The 17,651-nt window shown below is 74.3% G+C and carries 11 protein-coding genes; 6 read left to right on the top strand and 5 right to left on the bottom strand.

Annotation, left to right across the window (positions count from 1 at the left end; all coding sequences use genetic code 11):
- Positions 1-3: 3 nt before the first annotated feature.
- Together AC4IJH_RS35540 and AC4IJH_RS35535 are read right to left on the bottom strand one after the other, a co-directional pair.
- A complete protein-coding gene (locus AC4IJH_RS35540; protein WP_490856101.1) occupies positions 4-453 on the bottom strand; it encodes a roadblock/LC7 domain-containing protein in 450 nt (149 codons plus the stop codon).
- Positions 450-3,188, bottom strand: coding sequence for a sensor histidine kinase (locus tag AC4IJH_RS35535; protein WP_490856100.1), 2,739 nt, complete (start codon positions 3,186-3,188; stop codon positions 450-452). The genes AC4IJH_RS35540 and AC4IJH_RS35535 overlap by 4 nt, the downstream gene beginning before the upstream one ends.
- Before the next feature lie 278 nt (positions 3,189-3,466).
- Between AC4IJH_RS35535 and AC4IJH_RS35530 the strand changes: the two genes are divergently transcribed.
- The gene (locus tag AC4IJH_RS35530; RefSeq protein WP_490856099.1) at positions 3,467-4,006 is read left to right on the top strand and encodes a hypothetical protein; all 540 of its coding nucleotides are present in this window, start codon (positions 3,467-3,469) and stop codon (positions 4,004-4,006) included.
- A 28-nt stretch (positions 4,007-4,034) separates the two neighbouring features.
- Here AC4IJH_RS35530 and AC4IJH_RS35525 read toward each other — a convergent pair whose 3' ends face one another.
- Complete coding sequence (locus AC4IJH_RS35525; protein ID WP_490856098.1) at positions 4,035-4,364, bottom strand: bifunctional 3-phenylpropionate/cinnamic acid dioxygenase ferredoxin subunit; 330 nt, start codon at positions 4,362-4,364, stop codon at positions 4,035-4,037.
- 172 nt (positions 4,365-4,536) lie between these two features.
- Here AC4IJH_RS35525 and AC4IJH_RS35520 point away from each other — a divergent pair, with 172 nt between their 5' ends.
- The 5 genes from AC4IJH_RS35520 to AC4IJH_RS35500 all read left to right on the top strand — a co-directional run bounded on the left by AC4IJH_RS35520 (position 4,537) and on the right by AC4IJH_RS35500 (position 11,587).
- Positions 4,537-5,346, top strand: coding sequence for an IclR family transcriptional regulator (locus AC4IJH_RS35520; protein WP_490856097.1), 810 nt, complete (start codon positions 4,537-4,539; stop codon positions 5,344-5,346).
- Positions 5,347-5,580: 234 nt separating this feature from the next.
- On the top strand, positions 5,581-6,744 hold the full coding sequence (locus tag AC4IJH_RS35515; protein WP_490856096.1) for an S-(hydroxymethyl)mycothiol dehydrogenase: 1,164 nt from the start codon (positions 5,581-5,583) through the stop codon (positions 6,742-6,744).
- Positions 6,741-9,173, top strand: coding sequence for a GcvT family protein (locus tag AC4IJH_RS35510; RefSeq protein WP_490856095.1), 2,433 nt, complete (start codon positions 6,741-6,743; stop codon positions 9,171-9,173). Before AC4IJH_RS35515 ends, AC4IJH_RS35510 begins: the two co-directional genes overlap by 4 nt.
- A 64-nt stretch (positions 9,174-9,237) precedes the next feature.
- Positions 9,238-10,401 carry an N-methyl-L-tryptophan oxidase gene (gene solA, locus AC4IJH_RS35505; RefSeq protein ID WP_490856094.1) on the top strand — a complete coding sequence of 388 codons (1,164 nt, stop codon included), beginning with the start codon at positions 9,238-9,240 and terminating at the stop codon, positions 10,399-10,401.
- Between the two features lie 19 nt (positions 10,402-10,420).
- Positions 10,421-11,587 carry an aromatic ring-hydroxylating oxygenase subunit alpha gene (locus AC4IJH_RS35500; protein ID WP_490856093.1) on the top strand — a complete coding sequence of 389 codons (1,167 nt, stop codon included), beginning with the start codon at positions 10,421-10,423 and terminating at the stop codon, positions 11,585-11,587.
- On the opposite strand, the gene AC4IJH_RS35495 is transcribed toward AC4IJH_RS35500, so the two are convergent.
- Both AC4IJH_RS35495 and AC4IJH_RS35490 read right to left on the bottom strand, forming a co-directional pair.
- A complete protein-coding gene (locus AC4IJH_RS35495) occupies positions 11,520-16,400 on the bottom strand; it encodes a coiled-coil domain-containing protein (protein WP_490856092.1) in 4,881 nt (1,626 codons plus the stop codon). The two genes, AC4IJH_RS35500 and AC4IJH_RS35495, sit on opposite strands and share 68 nt — an antisense overlap.
- A gap of 62 nt (positions 16,401-16,462) precedes the next feature.
- Positions 16,463-17,329 (bottom strand): hypothetical protein, encoded by an 867-nt coding sequence (locus AC4IJH_RS35490; RefSeq protein ID WP_490856119.1) that lies wholly within the window; start codon positions 17,327-17,329, stop codon positions 16,463-16,465.
- Positions 17,330-17,651 lie beyond the last annotated feature (322 nt).

The raw sequence follows: 17,651 nt of genomic DNA, 5'->3' as shown, positions 1-17,651 counted from the left end.
TCGTCATCCTCCGGTGGGCAGCCCGGACCGCGGTGCGGTGGCCAGGTGCGCGCCCACGCGCTTGACGAGCAGCGTCATCTCGTAGGCGATCAGCCCGACGTCGGAGTCGGCGTCGGCGAGCACGGCCAGGCAGCTGCCGTCGCCCGCCGCGCTGACGAAGAGGAACGCGTCGTCCAGTTCGACCAGGGTCTGGCGGACCCGGCCCGCGTCGAAGTGGCGGCCCACGCCCTTGGCCAGGCTGTGGAAGCCGGAGGCGACCGCCGCCAGGTGCTCGCCGTCCTCGCGGGTCAGTCCCTGGGAGGCGCCGGTGGCCAGGCCGTCGCTGGAGAGCACCAGCGCCTTGCGGATGCTGCCGACCCGCTCGACCAGTTCGTCGAGGAGCCAGTTCACTTCGCCCGATCCCCTCGACGAGGCCGCCTCGCCGCCTGCCGCTGCTGACTTCGGTGCGGTCATCGACCGTCCCCTCCCGGTGTGGTTCCTGGTGCTGTGGTCCCGTTGCCGTCGGCGTCACCGACTGTGCGCGGGTCTGTGTAGGCGGATGTGTTCCTGGACGCGGCTTCATCGGAGTGCCGCAGATCCGTGCCCCGGGGTGCGTCCTCGCCGTTCTCGTGGCGCCCCCGCTGCCACCCCCGCTGGAGAGAGGCCATGCGGGCGCGTACGGCGTCCGCGTCGCGGTCGTCCGGTGCGTCCTCGGCCTGCGGCCCCGGCTCCGCGTCGCGGGCGGGTTCGGCCTTGAGCTGGGGAGCGATGCTGGCCTGCCGTACGCGGCGGGGCAGTCCGCCGACCGTCTTCGCGGGTGCGGGGGTGCCGCCGCTGTCAGGGGCGGCGGGCTCGGGCCCGTCCCCTTCGTCCGCGCTGCTCGCCATGGCGTCGGTCCTCCGGCGGGCGCCGGTGTCCACCGGCCTGCCGTGGTCGGAGACCAGGACCGGTGTGCGCCGGCGGCGCGGCAGCGGTACGGGCTCGCCCGCGGGCGCCTGGTCGCGGGTCTGGTGGTGCTGTTCGGGGGCGGGAGCGGGCGGTGTACGGGGCGCGGCAGGGGGGCCGGGCGGGGCGGGGCGCGTCCGTCCCCGGCCGCCGAACAGGCTCTCCTCGTCGTCCGCGGCCGTCAACTCGTCCATTCCCAGGGGTGGTTCCAGTTCGATGGGCCCGTCCAGGACGCGGTGGGTGCGGCTCTCGCGCTCGGGCAGGGGCACGGGGACCTGGGCGAGCGCCGCCAGTTTGCCGCCCGGCGCGTCCAGTTCGCGGGTGCCGCCGGCGTCCCGTACGGCCTCCGGTGCCCCGGTGCGGCCGGTGTCGGCGGCCTCGGTCAGGACGGCGCCGGGTATCAGGACGACCGCGGTGGTGCCGCCGTACGGGGAGGGCTGGAGCGAGACCCGTACGCCCTGGCGCTGGGCGAGGCGGCTGACGACGAACAGGCCGAGCCGGTCGGTGTCGGACAGCTCGAACTCGGGGGTCTCGGCCAGGCGCAGATTGGCGTCCAGGAGGGCGTCGGGGGCCATGCCCAGGCCGCGGTCGTGGATCTCCAGGGTGAAGCCGTTGGCCACCCGCTCGCCCAGGACCTGGACGGCGGTGTGCGGGGGCGAGAAGACGGTGGCGTTCTCCAGGAGTTCGGCTATCAGGTGGGTGAGGTCGGAGACGGCGGGGCCGTCGACGGCCAGCCGGGGCAGGCGGCGTACCTCGATGCGGGCGTAGTCCTCGACCTCGGCGACGGCGGCCCGTACGACGTCCATCAGCTGGATGGGTTTGCGCCACTGCCGGGAGGGGGCGGCGCCGGAGAGGATCACCAGGCCCTCGGCGTGCCGCCGCATGCGGGTGGTGAGGTGGTCGAGTTTGAAAAGGTCGGCGAGTTCGTCGGTGTCCTCGGTGCGCCGTTCCATGGCGTCCAGGAGGGTGAGCTGGCGGTGCAGCAGGACCTGGCTGCGGCGGGCGAGGTTGACGAAGACCTCGGAGACCCCGCGGCGCATGTCGGACTGTTTGACGGCGGCCTCGACGGCGGCGCGCTGGAGGGTGTTGAGGGCCTGGCCGACCTGGGCCATCTCGTCGTTGCCGAACTCCAGGCGGGGCGCCTCGGTCTGTACGTCGATCTGTTCGCCGGCCGCCAGGCGCCGCATGACGCTGGGCAGGCGGACGCCGGCGACGTCGTGCGCGGACTTGCGCAGCCGGGTCAGGTCCTTGATGTGGCGCCGGCCCAGGCGGAAGGAGATGACGACGGAGACCAGCAGGGCGAGGAAGCCCAGTACGCCCGCGACGGCGGCCTTGAGCAGGACGTTCATGGCCAGTGGCTCGACGCGCTCCTGGTAGCGGTCACCGGCCTCCTTGCCCATGCGCTGGAGGTCGCCGAGGGTCTTCTCGGCGGCGCTGCTCCAGCGTTCGGCGTTGACCGCGCGGGGGGCGGCCCCGGCGCCCGCGGAGATCATCTGGTCCTCGAAGGAGACCAGTTCGCGCGGTCCTGCGGTGCGCCAGTAGTCGTCGAAGACGGCGCGTTCCCTGCTGGGCAGGACGGCGAGGTTGGTGGCGTACAGGACCCGGCGCTCGGCGACGCGGTCGGAGACGGCGCGCAGGTCGCGCTTGCTCATGGTGCCGGAGGTCAGGGCCGCGGTGACCAGGGCGTCCTCGCGGGAGAACGCCTCGCGGGCGCGGGTGACGCCGACCAGGGCGCGGCCCTGCTTGTCCATCTCCACGTCCTTGAGGGCGTGCAGGGAGGCGAGGAAGTCGTAGCAGGGGTCGACCAGGTTGTTGTAGGCCTCGAAGGCCTCGTCGCGGCCGATGGTGTTGTCCTGGACCTGTCCGCGCAGGGTGCCGAGCGTGCCGAAGCCCTTGAGAATGGTGTCCATGCGGGCGCCGGCGGGGCCGCTGAGTTCCTCGCGGGCGGAGGTGGCGGCGCGCTGGCGCAGCCGGCCGACGGCTTCGTCGGTGATGTGGGTCTGGCGGCGCAGTTCGGCGAGCGCGTTGGCGCCGCGCCGGTCGGCGAGGTAGAGCAGGCTCTGCCGGCGCTCCTTCTGGATGGCCTGTACGGCGTCCTCGGCGGGGTAGCCGAGGTGCTGCACGATGTTTCCCACGCCGAGCAGCTGGTTGGCCTCGCGCCCGGTGATGTAGGTGGCGAACGCCCACATGGCGGTGAGGGACACCAGCGGCACGAGCAGCAGCGCCACGATCTTCCGGCGGATCGACTTCCCGCGAAAGCGCATGGCCTCCCCTACGTCAACCCCGGCGCACGGGGGTGGTGTTCCGTCAACAAACGGCGCGAGCCTACTACTGACGGCGGCCAACTCGAAGGCCCGTCCGGACGTTGGAGTCGCAGGTCAGGGACGGATCGTCAGCAGTTGTCCGCCGATTACCGGACAAGGCGCCCCGGATGTGGTCTGCGACACCCCGGCGTGTGCGAGTGCGCCCGGCGGCAGTTGGCCGAAAAGATGCGCCGTCCGGGAACCGGTCGGCGCGGCCGTTCGTGACCATGTGAGGTGGAGTGGGCGCCCCAGGGGCATCCCGGGGCGCCGGTGCCGCGCCGTGCCGTCGTGGCGCACGAAGGTCCGGGCGGCGAGGGCGGCGGAATGTATCAGGCGAAAACGGGGCAGTCTCCATGGGGTCGTACGGGTGGCGCGAGTACGGGGAGAGTGACGCTTTCATGGACACCGGCAGGCGCCCCTTGTGGCAGGAGGAGCCGGCGGCCCGCCGCCGGATGCCCGACCCGGTCCGTACCGCCGCGGTCCGGTCCGTGATCATCATTGCGGTCACGCTGACCCAGGCCGTGGTGGCGTTCCTGTGCACGATGGCGGGCTCGTGGCTGGCGTTCCCGATGGTCCTCAGTACGGTCGCCAGTACGGTCGTCGCCACCTGGGGCGTCCTGGACGTGTGGGTGACGCGCCAGGTGTGGACCCAGCGCAACGGCGTCCGGTCGCAGCCCAGCAGTACGGCCCGGCAGTTGCGCCGGGAGCGGCGCCAGGCGCGCCAGGGGGAACAGGGGATGCGCGACGGCCCCGCGCACACCGACCGCGCGGCGGCATGACACCCGCGCGCCGCTCCCCCGGCGCCGGCTAGGCCACGGCGTCCTCGCGTACGGCCGGCCTGACGTGCACGACCCCGTCGACGACGGTGACGTCATGGGTGCGTACGGGTTTGCTCGCGGGCAGGCAGCGGGGCATGCCGGTGCGCAGGTCGAACCGGGCGGTGTGCAGCGGGCATTCGACCTGGCAGTCCTCCACCCAGCCCTCGGAGAGGGAGGCGTCCTGGTGGGTGCAGGTGTCGTCGATGGCGTAATAGGCGCCGTCCGTGTGGAAGACGGCGATGGGCGGGGTGCTGTCGTCGATCTCGATGCGTACGGACTCGCCCTCGGGCAGTTCCTCGGTACGGCAGACGGCTATCATCTGGCCCCCCTCGCGCTGATCGGTATCATGGCGTTTTGAATAACGCATCGTTGAGCACGATGCGCAACAGAATCCAGATCGGGGCGCGGGCCGTCAAGGGCCGTGCGTGCGGGGTCGCACGCGGCGGCCCACGCGCCCTCACGGGGACCACCGGGTGGTGACGCAAAGACCCATGGCAAAGACGACCGATGCGACGGCCGTTGACCGGTCCGAGGACAGGCGGGGCGCGTCGGGAACCGTACAGTCCGTGGACCGCGCGGTCAGCGTCCTGGAGATCCTGGCCCGGCTGGGCGAGGCCAAAGTGACCGATATCGCCGAGGAGTTGGGGGTCCACAAGTCGACCGCCTTCCGCATCCTGGGGGTGCTGGAGAGCCGCGGTCTGGTGGAGCAGGAGAAGGAGCGCGGCAAGTACTACCTCGGCGCGGGGGTGCTGCGCCTGGCGGGCGCGGCGGCCATCCGGCTGGACATCTCCCAGGAGGGCCAGCCGGTGTGCCGGGCGCTGGCGGAGGACACCGGGGAGACCGCCAACATCGCGGTTCTGGACGGGGATGCGGCGGTCAACATCATGCAGGCGCGCGGCGCGGCCGCGGTCACCGCCTACAACTGGCTGGGCCGGCGCACCCCGTTGCACGCCACCGCCAGCGGGAAGGTGCTGCTGGCGCATCTGCCGCGGGAGCGCCGCGAGGGCCTGGTGGAGCGCAAGCTGCCGCGCTTCACCGAGCACACCATCACCTCCGCGGGCGGTCTGCGCGAGCAGCTGGTGACCGCCAGGGAGCGCGGTTTCGCCTGCTCCACCGAGGAGTTGGAACTCGGCCTGAATGCGGTGGCGGCGCCGGTGCGCGCCCACGATGGTGCTGTCATCGGCGCGATCGGGGTCTCCGGTCCCGCCTATCGCATGGAGCGGTCGCTGCTCCCGGGCCTCGCCGAGCGGTCCGCCGAGGCCGCGGCCGCCCTCTCGCGCCAGATGGGATTCGCGGGCTGACACCCGCGCAAGTCGGCACGACAGCAGCGAATCACCTCTTGACGGACGCCTGACGGACTCCCAGCATGTTCCTCATGGCGCATTACGAAGCGCCATCAGCAACACCGGGGGCTCCGGCGGGCGTTCACCCGTCTTTCGCGGCGTCGTACGTCCCCGCCATCCCCCGCACCGCACCCGTGCCGACTCACCCGTCCTTGCCCTGCCGTCCCCGCAGGCGCCGCTAAGGAGTGGGACATGCCGCACCACGCCCGCCCCGGCCACCGCCCCGGCCCCCTCCACGCACCCGCGAGCGGCAGCGCGCACGGGTACCGCACCGTCCACCGCTCCCGCGCCGTCGTCGCCCTGAAGAAGGGCGCGCCCCTGGAGGTCCTGCCGGTCCTGGTGCCCGCACCGGGCCCCGGCGAGGTGCTGGTGACCGTCCAGGCCTGCGGGGTGTGCCACACCGATCTGCACTACCGCCAGGGCGCGGTCGGCGAGAAGTTCCCCTATGTGCTGGGCCACGAGGCGGCCGGAGTCGTGGAGGCGGTCGGCCCCGGCGTACAGCAGCCCTGCCCCGGCGACTTCGTGGTGCTCGCCTGGCGGGCGCCGTGCGGCAGATGCCGCTCCTGCCTGCGGGGCCGCCCCTGGTACTGCTTCGACTCCCAGCGGGCCCGCCGGCGCATCACCCTGACCGACGGCACCCCGCTCTCCCCCGCCCTGGGCATCGGCGCGTTCGCCGACAAGGCCCTGGTCGCGGCCGGGCAGGCGGTCAAGGTCGACCCGGCGGCCCGCCCCGAGGCCGCGGGGCTGATCGGCTGCGGGGTGATGTCCGGGTACGGCGCCGCCGTGCACACCGGCCAAGTCGGCAGCGGCGACACGGTGGCCGTCATCGGCTGCGGCGCGGTGGGCAACGCCGCGATCGCCGGGGCCTCGCGGGCCGGTGCGCGCCGGGTGATCGCCGTGGACCTCGACAGCCGCAAGCTGGACGCCGCCGAGCGCTTCGGCGCCACCGACACCGTCGACTCCCGGGGCACCGACCCCGTGCAGGCCGTACGCGACCTCACCGGCGGGTTCGGCGCGGACGTGGTCATCGACGCGGTGGGCCACCCCGACACCTACCGGCAGGCCTTCTTCATGCGCGACCTGGCCGGGACGCTGGTCCAAGTGGGCTTTCCCGAGCCGGAGATGAGCATCGAGCTGCCGCTGGCCGAGGTGTTCGCGCGCGGCGGCGCGCTGAAGGTCTCGCGCTACGGCGACTGTCTGCCCAGCCGCGACTTCCCCGTACTGATCGATCTGCACCTGAGCGGAAAGCTGGATCTGGAGGCGTTCGTGACCCGGACCATCGGTCTTCAGGACGTGGAGTCGGCCTTCGAGGCGATGCTCAACGGCGAGGTGCTGCGTTCAGTGGTGGTCCTGTGAACGCCCGGGTGGTGATCATCGGTGCCGGGATCGTGGGGTGCGCGCTGGCCGACGAGCTGACCGCGCGCGGCCTGCGGGAGGTCACCGTCCTGGAGCAGGGCCCGCTGCACGCCCCCGGCGGGTCCACCTCGCACGCCCCCGGGCTGGTCTTCCGCACCAACCCCTCCAAGACGATGACGGAGTTCGCCGCGTACACCGTCGAGAAGTTCTCGGGCCTTCAGGAGGACGGGCGGCCGTGCTTCGACGCGGTCGGCGGGCTGGAGATCGCCACCACACCGCAGCGCTGGGCGGATCTGCACCGCAGGGCCGGACTGGCCGCCTCCTGGGGCGTGCCGGGCGAACTGATCGATGCCCGGCGGTGCGCCCAGCTGTGGCCGCTGCTGGACGCCTCCAAGGTGCTGGGCGGCTTCCACACCCCCGGCGACGGGCTGGCCCGCGCGCTGCCCGCCGCGCGCGCCCAGACCCTGCGGGCCACCCGGCGCGGCGCGCGGTTCCTGGACCGGCACACCGTCACCGGCATCCGGCGCGACGGCGAGCGCGTCACCGGCGTCGTCACCGACCGCGGCACCTTCCCCGCCGACGCCGTGGTGTGCGCCGCGGGCCTGTGGGGCCCGGTGATCGGGGCGATGGCACAGGTGCCGGTGCCGCTGCTGCCGCTGGCCCACCAGTACGTCACCACCTCGCCCCTGCCCGGCCTGGACGCGAACGGCCCCATCCTGCGCTTCCAGGACCGCGACCTGTACTTCCGCGCACACCCGCGAACGGACGGCACGGGCACCGCGCTCGGCATCGGCTCCTATGCCCACCGCCCGCTGCCCGTCGACCCCTTCGCCCTGCCCGCCCCCGACGACGCGCCCGTGATGCCCTCCTGTCTGCCCTTCACCCCCGAGGACTTCGCACCCAGCTTCCGCGACAGCGCCTGGCTGCTGCCCGATCTGGCGCGCGCCCGGGTCCAGGACGGCTTCAACGGCGTCTTCTCCTTCACCCCCGACGGGCAGCCGCTGCTGGGCGAGCACCCCGCGCTGCGCGGGCTGTGGCTGGCGGAGGCGGTGTGGGTCACCCACTCCGCGGGCGCCGCGCGCGCCGTGGCCGAGTGGATCGCCCAGGGGCGGCCCGCCACCGACGTCCACGAGTGCGCGATCGCCCGCTTCGAGGACGTCCAGCTGGCGCCCTCCTATGTGCGCGAGCGCGGACAGCAGCAGTTCGTCGAGGTGTACGACATCGTCCACCCCCTCCAGCCGCCGCGGCGCCCGCGGCCGCTGCGGGTCAGCCCCTGGTACGGGCGCCAGCGCGAGCTGGGCGCGGTCTTCCTGGAGGGCTCCGGCTGGGAGCGCCCGCAGTGGTACGAGGCCAACGCCCCGCTGGCGCAGGGGATGCCGCTGCCCGAGCGGGACGAGTGGTCCGCCCGCCACTGGTCGCCCGTCTGCGCGGCCGAGGCCCGTCTCACCCGCGAGCGGGTGGCGCTGTACGACATGACGCCGCTGCGGCGCCTGGAGGTGAGCGGCCCGGGCGCGGTGGACTTCCTCCAGTACATGACCACCAACCAGCTGGCGAAGAAGCCCGGTTCGGTGACGTACACCCTGCTGCTGGACGAGGCGGGCGGCATCCGCAGCGACCTGACGGTGGCCCGCCTCGGCGAGGACACCTTCCAGGTCGGCGTCAACAGCGGCATGGATCTGGACCATCTCGCCCGGCACGCGCCTTCGGGAGTGACGGTCCGCGACCTCACCCCGGGCACCTGCTGCGTGGGCGTGTGGGGGCCGCTGGCCCGCGACCTGGTCCAGCCGCTGACCCGCACCGACTTCTCGCACCGCGCCTTCGGCTACTTCAAGGCCCGGCGGGCCTTCGTCGGCGAGGTGCCGGTCACCGCGCTGCGCCTGTCGTACGTGGGCGAGCTGGGCTGGGAGCTGTACACCTCGGCCGACATGGGGCTGCGGCTGTGGGACACGCTGTGGGAGGCCGGGCAGGAGCACGGGGTGATCGCCGCGGGCCGCGGGGCCTTCGACAGCCTGCGCCTGGAGAAGGGGTACCGCGCCTGGGGCCGGGACATGACCGCCGAGCACAACCCGTACGAGGCCGGGCTGGGCTGGGCCGTGCGCCCGGACAAGGGCGACTTCGTCGGCCGCGCCGCGCTGCAGGGCGTGTCGCAGGACACCGTCGCGCGCCGTCTGGTGTGCCTGACGCCGGACGACCCCGCGGCCGTCGTCATGGGCCAGGAGCCGGTGTACGCCGACGGGGTGCCCGTCGGGTACGTCACCAGCGCCGCCTACGGCTGCACCATCGGTCGCGCGCTCGCCTACGCCTGGCTGCCGGCCACCGCCGCCGCCCCCGGAAGTGCCGTACACATCGAGTACTTCGGGCAGAAGGTCCCGGCGACGGTCGCCGCCGAGCCGCTCTTCGACCCGGGGATGGAACGCATCCGGCGCTGAGCGGCCGTACCGTCCGGCGCCAAGGGATCGCAGCATCCGCCACCGACCCGATCGGGAGGACCGCTTGACCCCCACTTACGACGTGATCGTGCTCGGCCTGGGCGGCATGGGCAGCGCCGCCGCCCATCACCTCGCCGCCCGCGGCGCCCGCGTACTGGGCCTGGAGAAGTTCGGTCCGGCCCATGCGCACGGCTCCAGCCACGGCGGATCGCGCATCACCCGCCAGTCCTACTTCGAGGGCCCGCAGTACGTGCCGCTGCTGCTGCGCACCTACGAGCTGTTCGAGCAGCTGGAGCGGGACACCGGGCGCCGGCTGGCGACGCTGTGCGGCGGGCTGATGATCGGGCGGCCCGACGCACTGACCGTCGCGGGGTCGCTGCGCTCGGCCCGGGCCTGGGACCTGCCGCACGAGATGCTGGACGCGGCCGAGATCCGCCGCCGCTACCCGGCCATGACCCCGGCGCCCGACGAGGTCGCGCTGTACGAGGCCCGCGCCGGGCTGCTGCGCCCCGAGCACACCGTCGCCGCCCACCTCCAGCTCGCCACCCGCTCCGGCGCCGAACTGCGCTTCCAGGAGCCGGTGGTCCGCTGGGAGGCGCTGCCGGGCGGCGCGGGCGTCCGCGTCCACACCCCCGAGAACACCTATACCGCCGGGCAGTTGGTGATCTGCCCGGGCGCCTGGGCGCCGCAGCTGCTGGCGGACCTGGGCGTGCCGATCACCGTCGAGCGGCAGGTGACGTACTGGTTCGAGCCCTGCGGCGGCATCGGCGCGTACGAGCCCGAGCGGCTGCCCATCTACATCCACGAGGACGCACAGGGCGTGCAGAGCTACGGCTTTCCCGCCATCGACGGTCCCGGCAAGGGGGCCAAGGTGGCGTTCTTCCGCCACCACGGCACCGTCTGCACGCCCGAGACCATCGACCGGACCGTGCACCCGCACGAGGTGCGTGCCATGGCCGCGCAGACCGCCCGGCTGCTGCCCGGCCTGCCCGGAACGTTCCTGCGCGCCACCACCTGCATGTACAGCAACACCCCCGACGAGCACTTCGTCATCGCCCGGCACCCCGCGCACCCCGATGCCGTCACGGTCGCATGCGGCTTCTCCGGCCACGGCTTCAAGTTCACGCCCGTGGTCGGGGAGATCCTCGCCGACCTGGCGCTGACCGGGGCCACCGGGCACCCCATCGAGCTCTTCGACCCCAGCCGGCTGACCGCCGCGCCCGCCTGACGTCCACAGGAGCGCCGACATGACCCTCGCCCCCGCCTCCTCCAGCCTGATCGCCACCCTGCCGGGGCGGATGTACACCGACCCCGAGGTCTTCCTCCAGGAGCAGCTCAGCATCTTCGAGTCGCTGTGGTTCTGCGCGGTGCGCTCGGCCGATCTCGCGCGGCCCGGCGCCTTCCGTACGGTGCGGGTCGGCCGCGAGAGCGTGGTGGTCACCCGCAACCGGCAGGGCGGGCTGCGGGCGTTCCTGAACGTGTGCCGGCACCGGGGCGCGCGGCTGTGCACCGAGGAAGCGGGCGAGGTGCGGCGCACCCTGCAGTGCCCGTACCACGCCTGGACCTACGACCTGGACGGGCGCCTGGTGGCGGCGCCCAACCTGCGGCGGATGCCGGATGTGGACCGCGTCGAGCGCGGTCTGGTCCCCGTGCACCTGCGGGAGTGGCTGGGCTATGTGTGGGTGTGCCTGGCCGAGGAGGCGCCGTCCTTCGAGGAGGGCGTCATCGGGGCGGTGACCGAGCGGCTGGGGGACGCGGCGGCGGTGGAGCGGTACGGCATGCCGGGCCTGGAGCTGGGGCGGCGGGTGTCCTACGACGTGCGCGCCAACTGGAAGCTGGTCGTGGAGAACTTCATGGAGTGCTACCACTGCGCCACGATCCACCCCGAACTGACCGAGGTGCTGCCGGAGTTCGCGGACGGCCTGGCGGCGCAGTACTTCGTCGGGCACGGCGCGGCCTTCGCCGAGGAGGCGGAGGGCTTCACCGTCGACGGGCAGGGCGGCTTCGGGCGGCTGGCGGGGCTGGCCACGGACCAGGACCGCCGCTATTTCGCGGTGACGGTCCGGCCGCAGGTCTTCCTCAATCTCGTCCCCGACCACGTCATCGTCCACCGGATGTTCCCGATGGCGGCGGACCGCACCGTCGTGGAGTGCGACTGGCTCTACGCCCCGGAGGTGGTGGCCTCCGGGGCGGACGTGTCGGCGTCGGCGGAGCTGTTCCACCGGGTCAACGTGCAGGACTTCGCGGCCTGCGAGCGCACCCAGCCCGCGATGGACTCGCGGGCCTACCGGGCCGGCGGGGTGCTCGTGCCCAGCGAGCACCACATCGGCGACTTCCACCGGTGGGTCAGCTCTCTGCTGGCGCCTCCTGCTGCGGGGCCGCGGACTGACCGGGGACCGGAGCCGGCTGCGTAGCGGGAGGCGCGTCCTCGGAGGCGGATTCCTGCGGGACCGTGCCCTCAGGGGCGGACTCCTCCGGGGCGGTCTGCTCGGGTACGGCCCACTCGGGTACGGCCTGTTCGGACGCGGCGCCCTCGGCTTCCTCGGAGGCGGCCTCCTCGGCAGCAGGTGTCTGTGCGACGGCGTCCTCGGGGCGGCGGAACATCCGGGTCGCCGTGATCTCGCCGTGCACCGTCTCGCCGTCGGGGTCCTGCTGCGGCAGCCCGGGCCGCAGGTGCTCCTCCACGCTGATGTACTTCAGCCCGGCCCGCAGGTCGGCGTCGTTGCGCAGCCGGATGACCAGCGGGAACTCGGCGAGGGCCGTGGTGTCGAACAGGCCGGTGGTGTAGAGCAGCTGGACGCCCAGCGCGTCGGCGACGGCGCGCTGGAGCTCCAGCAGGTACGTGGCGTTGGCGCGGCCGATGGGGTTGTCCAGGAACAAGGTGCCGGCGTGCCGCTGCTTGTCGCGGCCCCGGTCGTTGCTGCGCAGCGCGGCCATCGTGCAGTACAGGGCGATGGCGGCGGTCAGCAGCTGGCCGCCGGAGAAGACGTCGCCCATCTGTCCGACGGGGACCCGCTCGGCGCGCAGTACCGCGTCCGGCTTGAGGATCTCCACGGCCACCCCGCGCGGCTGGAGGGCGGCGCTGACCCCGCGCAGCAGCAGGGACATCCCGTCGCGGCGCAGATCGCTGTTCTTCTTGACCGCCGAGCGGGTCGCCTCGTCGATGACCTCACCCAGGCGCTCGGTGAGCGTGGCCTGGTCGGGGTCCTCGAAGCGGATGCGCAGGAACTCCTGACCCGACCACTCCCCCAGCCCCTCGGGGAGGCGGGAGAGCCGCTGGGCGGAGCGCAGGGTGGTCAGCGAGGACTCCACCAGTCCGCGCAGCCGGTCCACGATGCTGTCGCGGTTGCGCTCCAGCTGTGCCAGCTCGTCGGTCAGCACGCGCAGCCGGGGCGCGAAGGCCTCCGCCCACTTGGCGGCGTGGTCGGGCAGCGCGGACACCGGCAGCTCCCGGATCTGCTGCCGGGCGGGGGTCTTGACCATTTCGTAGCGGGTGGAGTTGGCGTGCCGTACGAGAATGTCGCAGGCCTCGCGGACGGCGGACTCGGCGGCCGACAGGTCGGTGGCGCAGCCGCGCAGCGAGCGGCGGGACTCGGCGGCGGCCTGCCGTGCCTCCTCCAGGCGGCCCTGGTAGGGCTCGACCTCCTCGCCCTCGGCGCCCTTGTCGTCGGCAGTGTCCCGCAGCAGGTCGCGGAGCATGGCGGCGGTCTCGTCGAAGCCGCCCGCCGCGTCCTCGGCGGCGCGGTGGCCGCGCAGCATCTCGGTGTGCGTGGCGCGGGCGGTCTCCAGTACGTCGGTGGCGGTGGCGAGTTCGGCGCTCGCGGTGCGCAGCAGTTCCTTGGCGCGCTCCGCGTCGGCGGGGACCAGCTCCTCGGGCAGTTCGGTGTGCGCCTCGCCGTCGGTGGGGGCGAGGCGCTCGGCCTCGCCGCGCAGGCGTCCCAGCTGCTCGCTGGCGGCCGAGGCGCGCGTCTCCAGCATCGTGACCAGGGACTCGGCGCGGGCGGCGGCGGCCTGGCGGGAGGGCCCGTCGGCGGCGTCCGCGCTCTGCAGCAGCTGTTCGGCGCGGGTGCGGACCTTGTTGGTGAGGCGGTCCAGCTCGGCCAGGGCGGCGCTCTCGTCGCTCTCGGCGCGGGCCTGTTCGGCGCGCAGGTCGGCGCCGACGCCGACCTTCTCGTACAGCTGGGAGGCGGCGCGGTAGGCCTCGCGCAGGGTGGGCAGCGAGCTGCCGTCGGGGGCGTCGTCCGTCTCGTTGACGTCGTCGGGGACGCCGGCGATCTCGGCGCGCTCGGCGCGCAGCGCGCGGGCGGTGCGGCGGGCGTCGTCGGCGGCGCGCTGGGCGGCGCGCCGGTCCTCGTCGGCGGCCCTGGCGCGGTCCACGCACTCCTCGGCTCGGGCCTCGAACTCGGCGCCCTCATCGGCCAGTTCGCGCAGTCGGCTCTGCCAGGCGGCGCGCTCGCGCAGCCGGTAGGCCAGGCCCGCCAGGGCGTCGGCGGCGCGGCGGGCGCGCTGGGCGCGGTCCTGGCGCTCGTCGCGGATGCGGGCGGCCTCGGTGTCGCTCTCCTCGACCTCGGCGCGGGCGGTGCGGGCCGCGGCGAGCTCCTGGGCGGCGGCCTCGGCGGCGGCGCCCATCTCCTGGGCGGCGGTGGCCAGTTCGGCCAGGCGGCCGGGCGGGCAGCCGGTGCGCCAGGAGTTCAGGCGGGCGGACAGGGCGCGGTCCCCGGCGAGCCGGGCGGCCAGTGCCCGGATCTCCTCGTCGCGCTCTATGGCGCGCGCCCGCAGGGCCTGGCGCTCCTCGTCGGCGGCCGACTCGTCGTGCATGGCCGGGTTGGGCGGTACGAGGAAGACGCCGCTGTCCTGCGCGTCGGGCGCGGGAGTGGGGGCGAGCAGGGCGGCTGCGGTGCCGACGGCGACGGCCGAGCGGGGCAGCAGCGCGGCCTGCGCGAGGACCTCGCGGGCCCGGGCGTGGGTGTCGGGGTCGGTGATGATGACGCCGTCGACCAGTTCGGGGCGGGCGCTGAGCACGCGGGCGTGATCGGCGGGTGCGACGGACTGCGCCAGATAGCGCCAGCCGGGCAGCGCGGGGACGCCGTGCTCGCCCAAGTACTCGACGGCCGCCAGGACATCGGGGCCGGGGGGCAGCAGTCCGCCGTCGCCCAGGGCGCCCAGGATGCGTGAGTCGTCGGCGGCTGCCGTGCGCAGGTCGAAGAGCTGGCGCTCGGCCGAGCCGACGCTCTCCTCGAGCAGTTCGCGCAGTTCCTCGGCGTTGCGGTCCAGCTCCTCGGCGGTGAGCGGGCCTTCGGTGGCGGGGCGGGGCCCGTCCTGGGCCGGGCCGGTGGGCGTACCGCCGCGCGGGCCGGGCAGCTGGCCGGCCGTGCGCTGCGGGAGGCCCAGCAGTTCGGCCAGGCGCTGTTCGGCGCCGATGGACTCGGCGGCGGCGCGCTCGGCTTCGTAGGCGCGCTCGGCGGCCTGGGCCGCGTCCTCGGCGCGGGCCGCGGCCAGTTCGGCGGCCGCGAGGCGGGCGGCGCTCTCCTTGGCGCGGCCGGCGCTCTGCCGGGCGGCCTCGCGCGCGGCGTCCCAGGCCTGGACGGCTTCCTTCTCGGCGTCCGCTGCGGCCAGTGCCGCGCGTGCCGGGTCGGCGTCGGGGGTGGTCTCCTCGATCCAGCCGGCGCGTACCGCCTCGGCGGTCTCCTGCTCGACCTCGGCCAGGCGCTGCTTGAGGTGTTCGGCCTCGCTGCGGGCGCGCTGGGCGCGGGTGGCGGCGGAGGTGGCGTCGCGGTGCGCCGACTCGCCGGCCTCCTGGAGGACGGCCGTGCGTTCCTCGCCCTCGTTGGCGATCCGCTCGCTGTCGGCGGCCGCGGAGTGCAGGGCGCGTACGAGCTCGGAGGCGGCCTTGGCACGGGCGGCCAGCGCCGGGGCGGCGTCCCGCTCGGCCTCGCGGATGGCGGCGGCGACCCGGGCGGCGCGGTCGGCGGCGGCGCGGTGGCGCAGCACGGTCTCGGCGGCCTGCCAGGCGGAGTGCAGGGTGCGGGCGTCGTTGAGTTCGCGGCGCTGGGCGGCGGCGCCCTTCTCGGCGGCGGCCAGCGCCAGCGAGGCGTGCCGGTAGGCGATTTCGGCGGCGATCAGGGAGCGGCGTTCGCGGGTGCGCTCGGCGTCGGTGACGGCGTGTGCGGCGGCGGCGACCTGTTCGGCCAGTTCGGCGGTGCGGCCGCGCTCCTCGGTGGCGCGGGCGTGCAGGCGCTGGGCGAGGGAGCGGGTGCGCCGCTCGGCCCCGGCGTGCACGTCCCGGGCGCGCTCGCGGTGCCCGGCGGCCTCGGCGATGCGCGAGAGCAGGTCCAGCGAACCGGCGGTGAAGTCGCGCTCGGCGGTCAGTTCGGCGCGGCGGCCGAGCTTGTGCGCGAAGCCGTGCACCAGGTCGGCCAGGCCGTCGGTGTCGCGGGTGTCGGTGACCGCGCGCAGCAGCAGGTCGGTGAAGTCGGAGTCCTTCTTGACCGCGAACAGGCCGGCGGCCTCGCCCTCGTCGGCGTTCATCTCGCGCTGATAGCGGAAGAGTTCGGGGTCCAGGCCCAGGTCGCCGAGGTGCTCGGTCCAGCGCTCGTGGATCTCCTCCCAGATGACGTCGAGGTTGGGGTAGTTCTTGCCCGCCTCGGTCAGGACGTCGCGGAAGCCCTTCATCGTGCGGCGCCGGCCCTGCGCTCCGGAGGCGCCCTCGGCCGTCTTGCCGTGGCGTACGGCGGTGGCCTCGGCGACCGGCAGCGAGTCCAGGCTCATGCCGGGGCCGGGCCGGAAGGAGTACCAGGCCTCGGCGAACTTGCGCGGGTCGTTGGAGACCTGCCGTCCGCGCCACTCGCTGACCTTGCCGACCACGACGGACTCGCCGGTGAGGGTGTGCTGCCACTCCAGGGCGACGTGTCCGCAGTCGTCGGCGAGCAGGAACTTGCGCAGCACGCCGGAGCTGGCGCCGCCGAGGGTGTTGCGGTGGCCCGGCAGCATCACGGAGAAGATCAGTTTGAGGAGTACGGACTTGCCGCCGCCGTTCTCCAGGAACAGCACGCCGGCGGGGGCCGGTCGGCGCGGCGGCCCGACGGGCTCCTCCTCGAAGAACTCCGCCTGCGCCGGGGCCGGTTGGGGCACCGGCGCACCGACTCCCCGCAGGTCCAGCACGGTGTCGGCGTAGCGCGCACCGGCAGGCCCGATGGAGTAGAGGCGGACCCGGGACAGCTCGTACATGGCGGCGGACTCTCGTTGTCGTGACGGACGGTGGGGGGAGCTTCAGGCGGGGCTGACGGGGCTCAGGAGCCGTGGAAGGGCAGGCCGGCGTCGGCGACCAGTTCCAGGTCGTCGGTGTCCTGGGCGGGCAGCAGGGTGGCGCTGCCGTCGCCGACGGGGACCACGCCCAGTTCCAGCAGTTCGGCCATGGCGGCGCTGCCGGCCATGTCGCGGACCTGGAGCTGGTAGCGGGCCGTGGTGCGGAAGGCGCCTCCGGCGTCGTCGCCGGTGCGCTGGAGGAAGCCGGAGTCGACGAGGAAGGTGACGGCCTTGGCGATGATGCCGGTGGTCGAACCGGCCAGGCGGCGCGCGTCCTTGGTGGCGCCGGTGGAGCTGCGCCGCGCGTAGACCCGCCAGGCGGCCTCCAGGCCCGGCGCGTCGCTGGTGGGGTCGGTGTTCTCGCCGTCTTCTTCGGCGCGTTCCTCCAGGCGGCGGCAGGCCTGGCGTACGAAGGCGTCGACGCCGTTGACGGTGATCCGGCCGATGTATCCGTCGTCGGCGAGGTCCTCGGGGCGGGGGAAGGCCATCGCGGCGACCGCGAGGTGGGCCAGTCCGTGCAGGAACCGGTCGGCGGAGTCGGAGGAGGCGCGCCGGGCGTAGTCGCCCATCCGCACCGCGAAGACGGAGTCCTCGGCGGCGGTCACGGCCATTCCGGCGCGCGTGGACACCTCCAGGACGATCAGTCCGAGCCCGGTGGCCACGGCGTCGGCGAGCCGCGCGAAGGCGGGCTCGTCGCGGTAGCGCCGCAGCAGCTCCCCGTATTCGGCGTCCCGCGCGGGCATCAGCTTCGGCTGCAGCCCGAAGGACACCAGCCGCGCGGCGTCGGCCGCGTCCGCGGGGGTGACGGGCGCGGCCCCCGGCTCCTTGTCCGCCTTCTCGGGGGCGGGCACCCCCCACTCCGCGTCGTCGGCCCCGGCCTCGAACTCCGGCTGCCCAACGCCCTCGACAACTTCGCGATCGGCGTCGTACTCGGTCACGGCTGAAGCTCCTTGCAGGCGGCATACGTCATGGTCTGTGCGGCCGGACTCCCGGCCTCGGTCGGCCCGGCACCGCCGCAACGCCCCGTCGTGGCCGCGCACCCCTGCGGCGGCTCGCCGGCACGGCGACGGCGGACAGGCGCCCCGCGACGGGACGCCCTGCGGCCCGGATGGGCCGGCCCGGCACCGCCGGACGGCGTCATCGTGGCCGCGCGCAGCTGCGGCGGGACGGGGC

The organism is Streptomyces sp. UF-297, assembly GCF_058245575.1.
The sequence above is the reverse complement of the archived record's forward strand: the minus strand, read 5'-3'. Positions and strand labels throughout refer to the sequence as shown.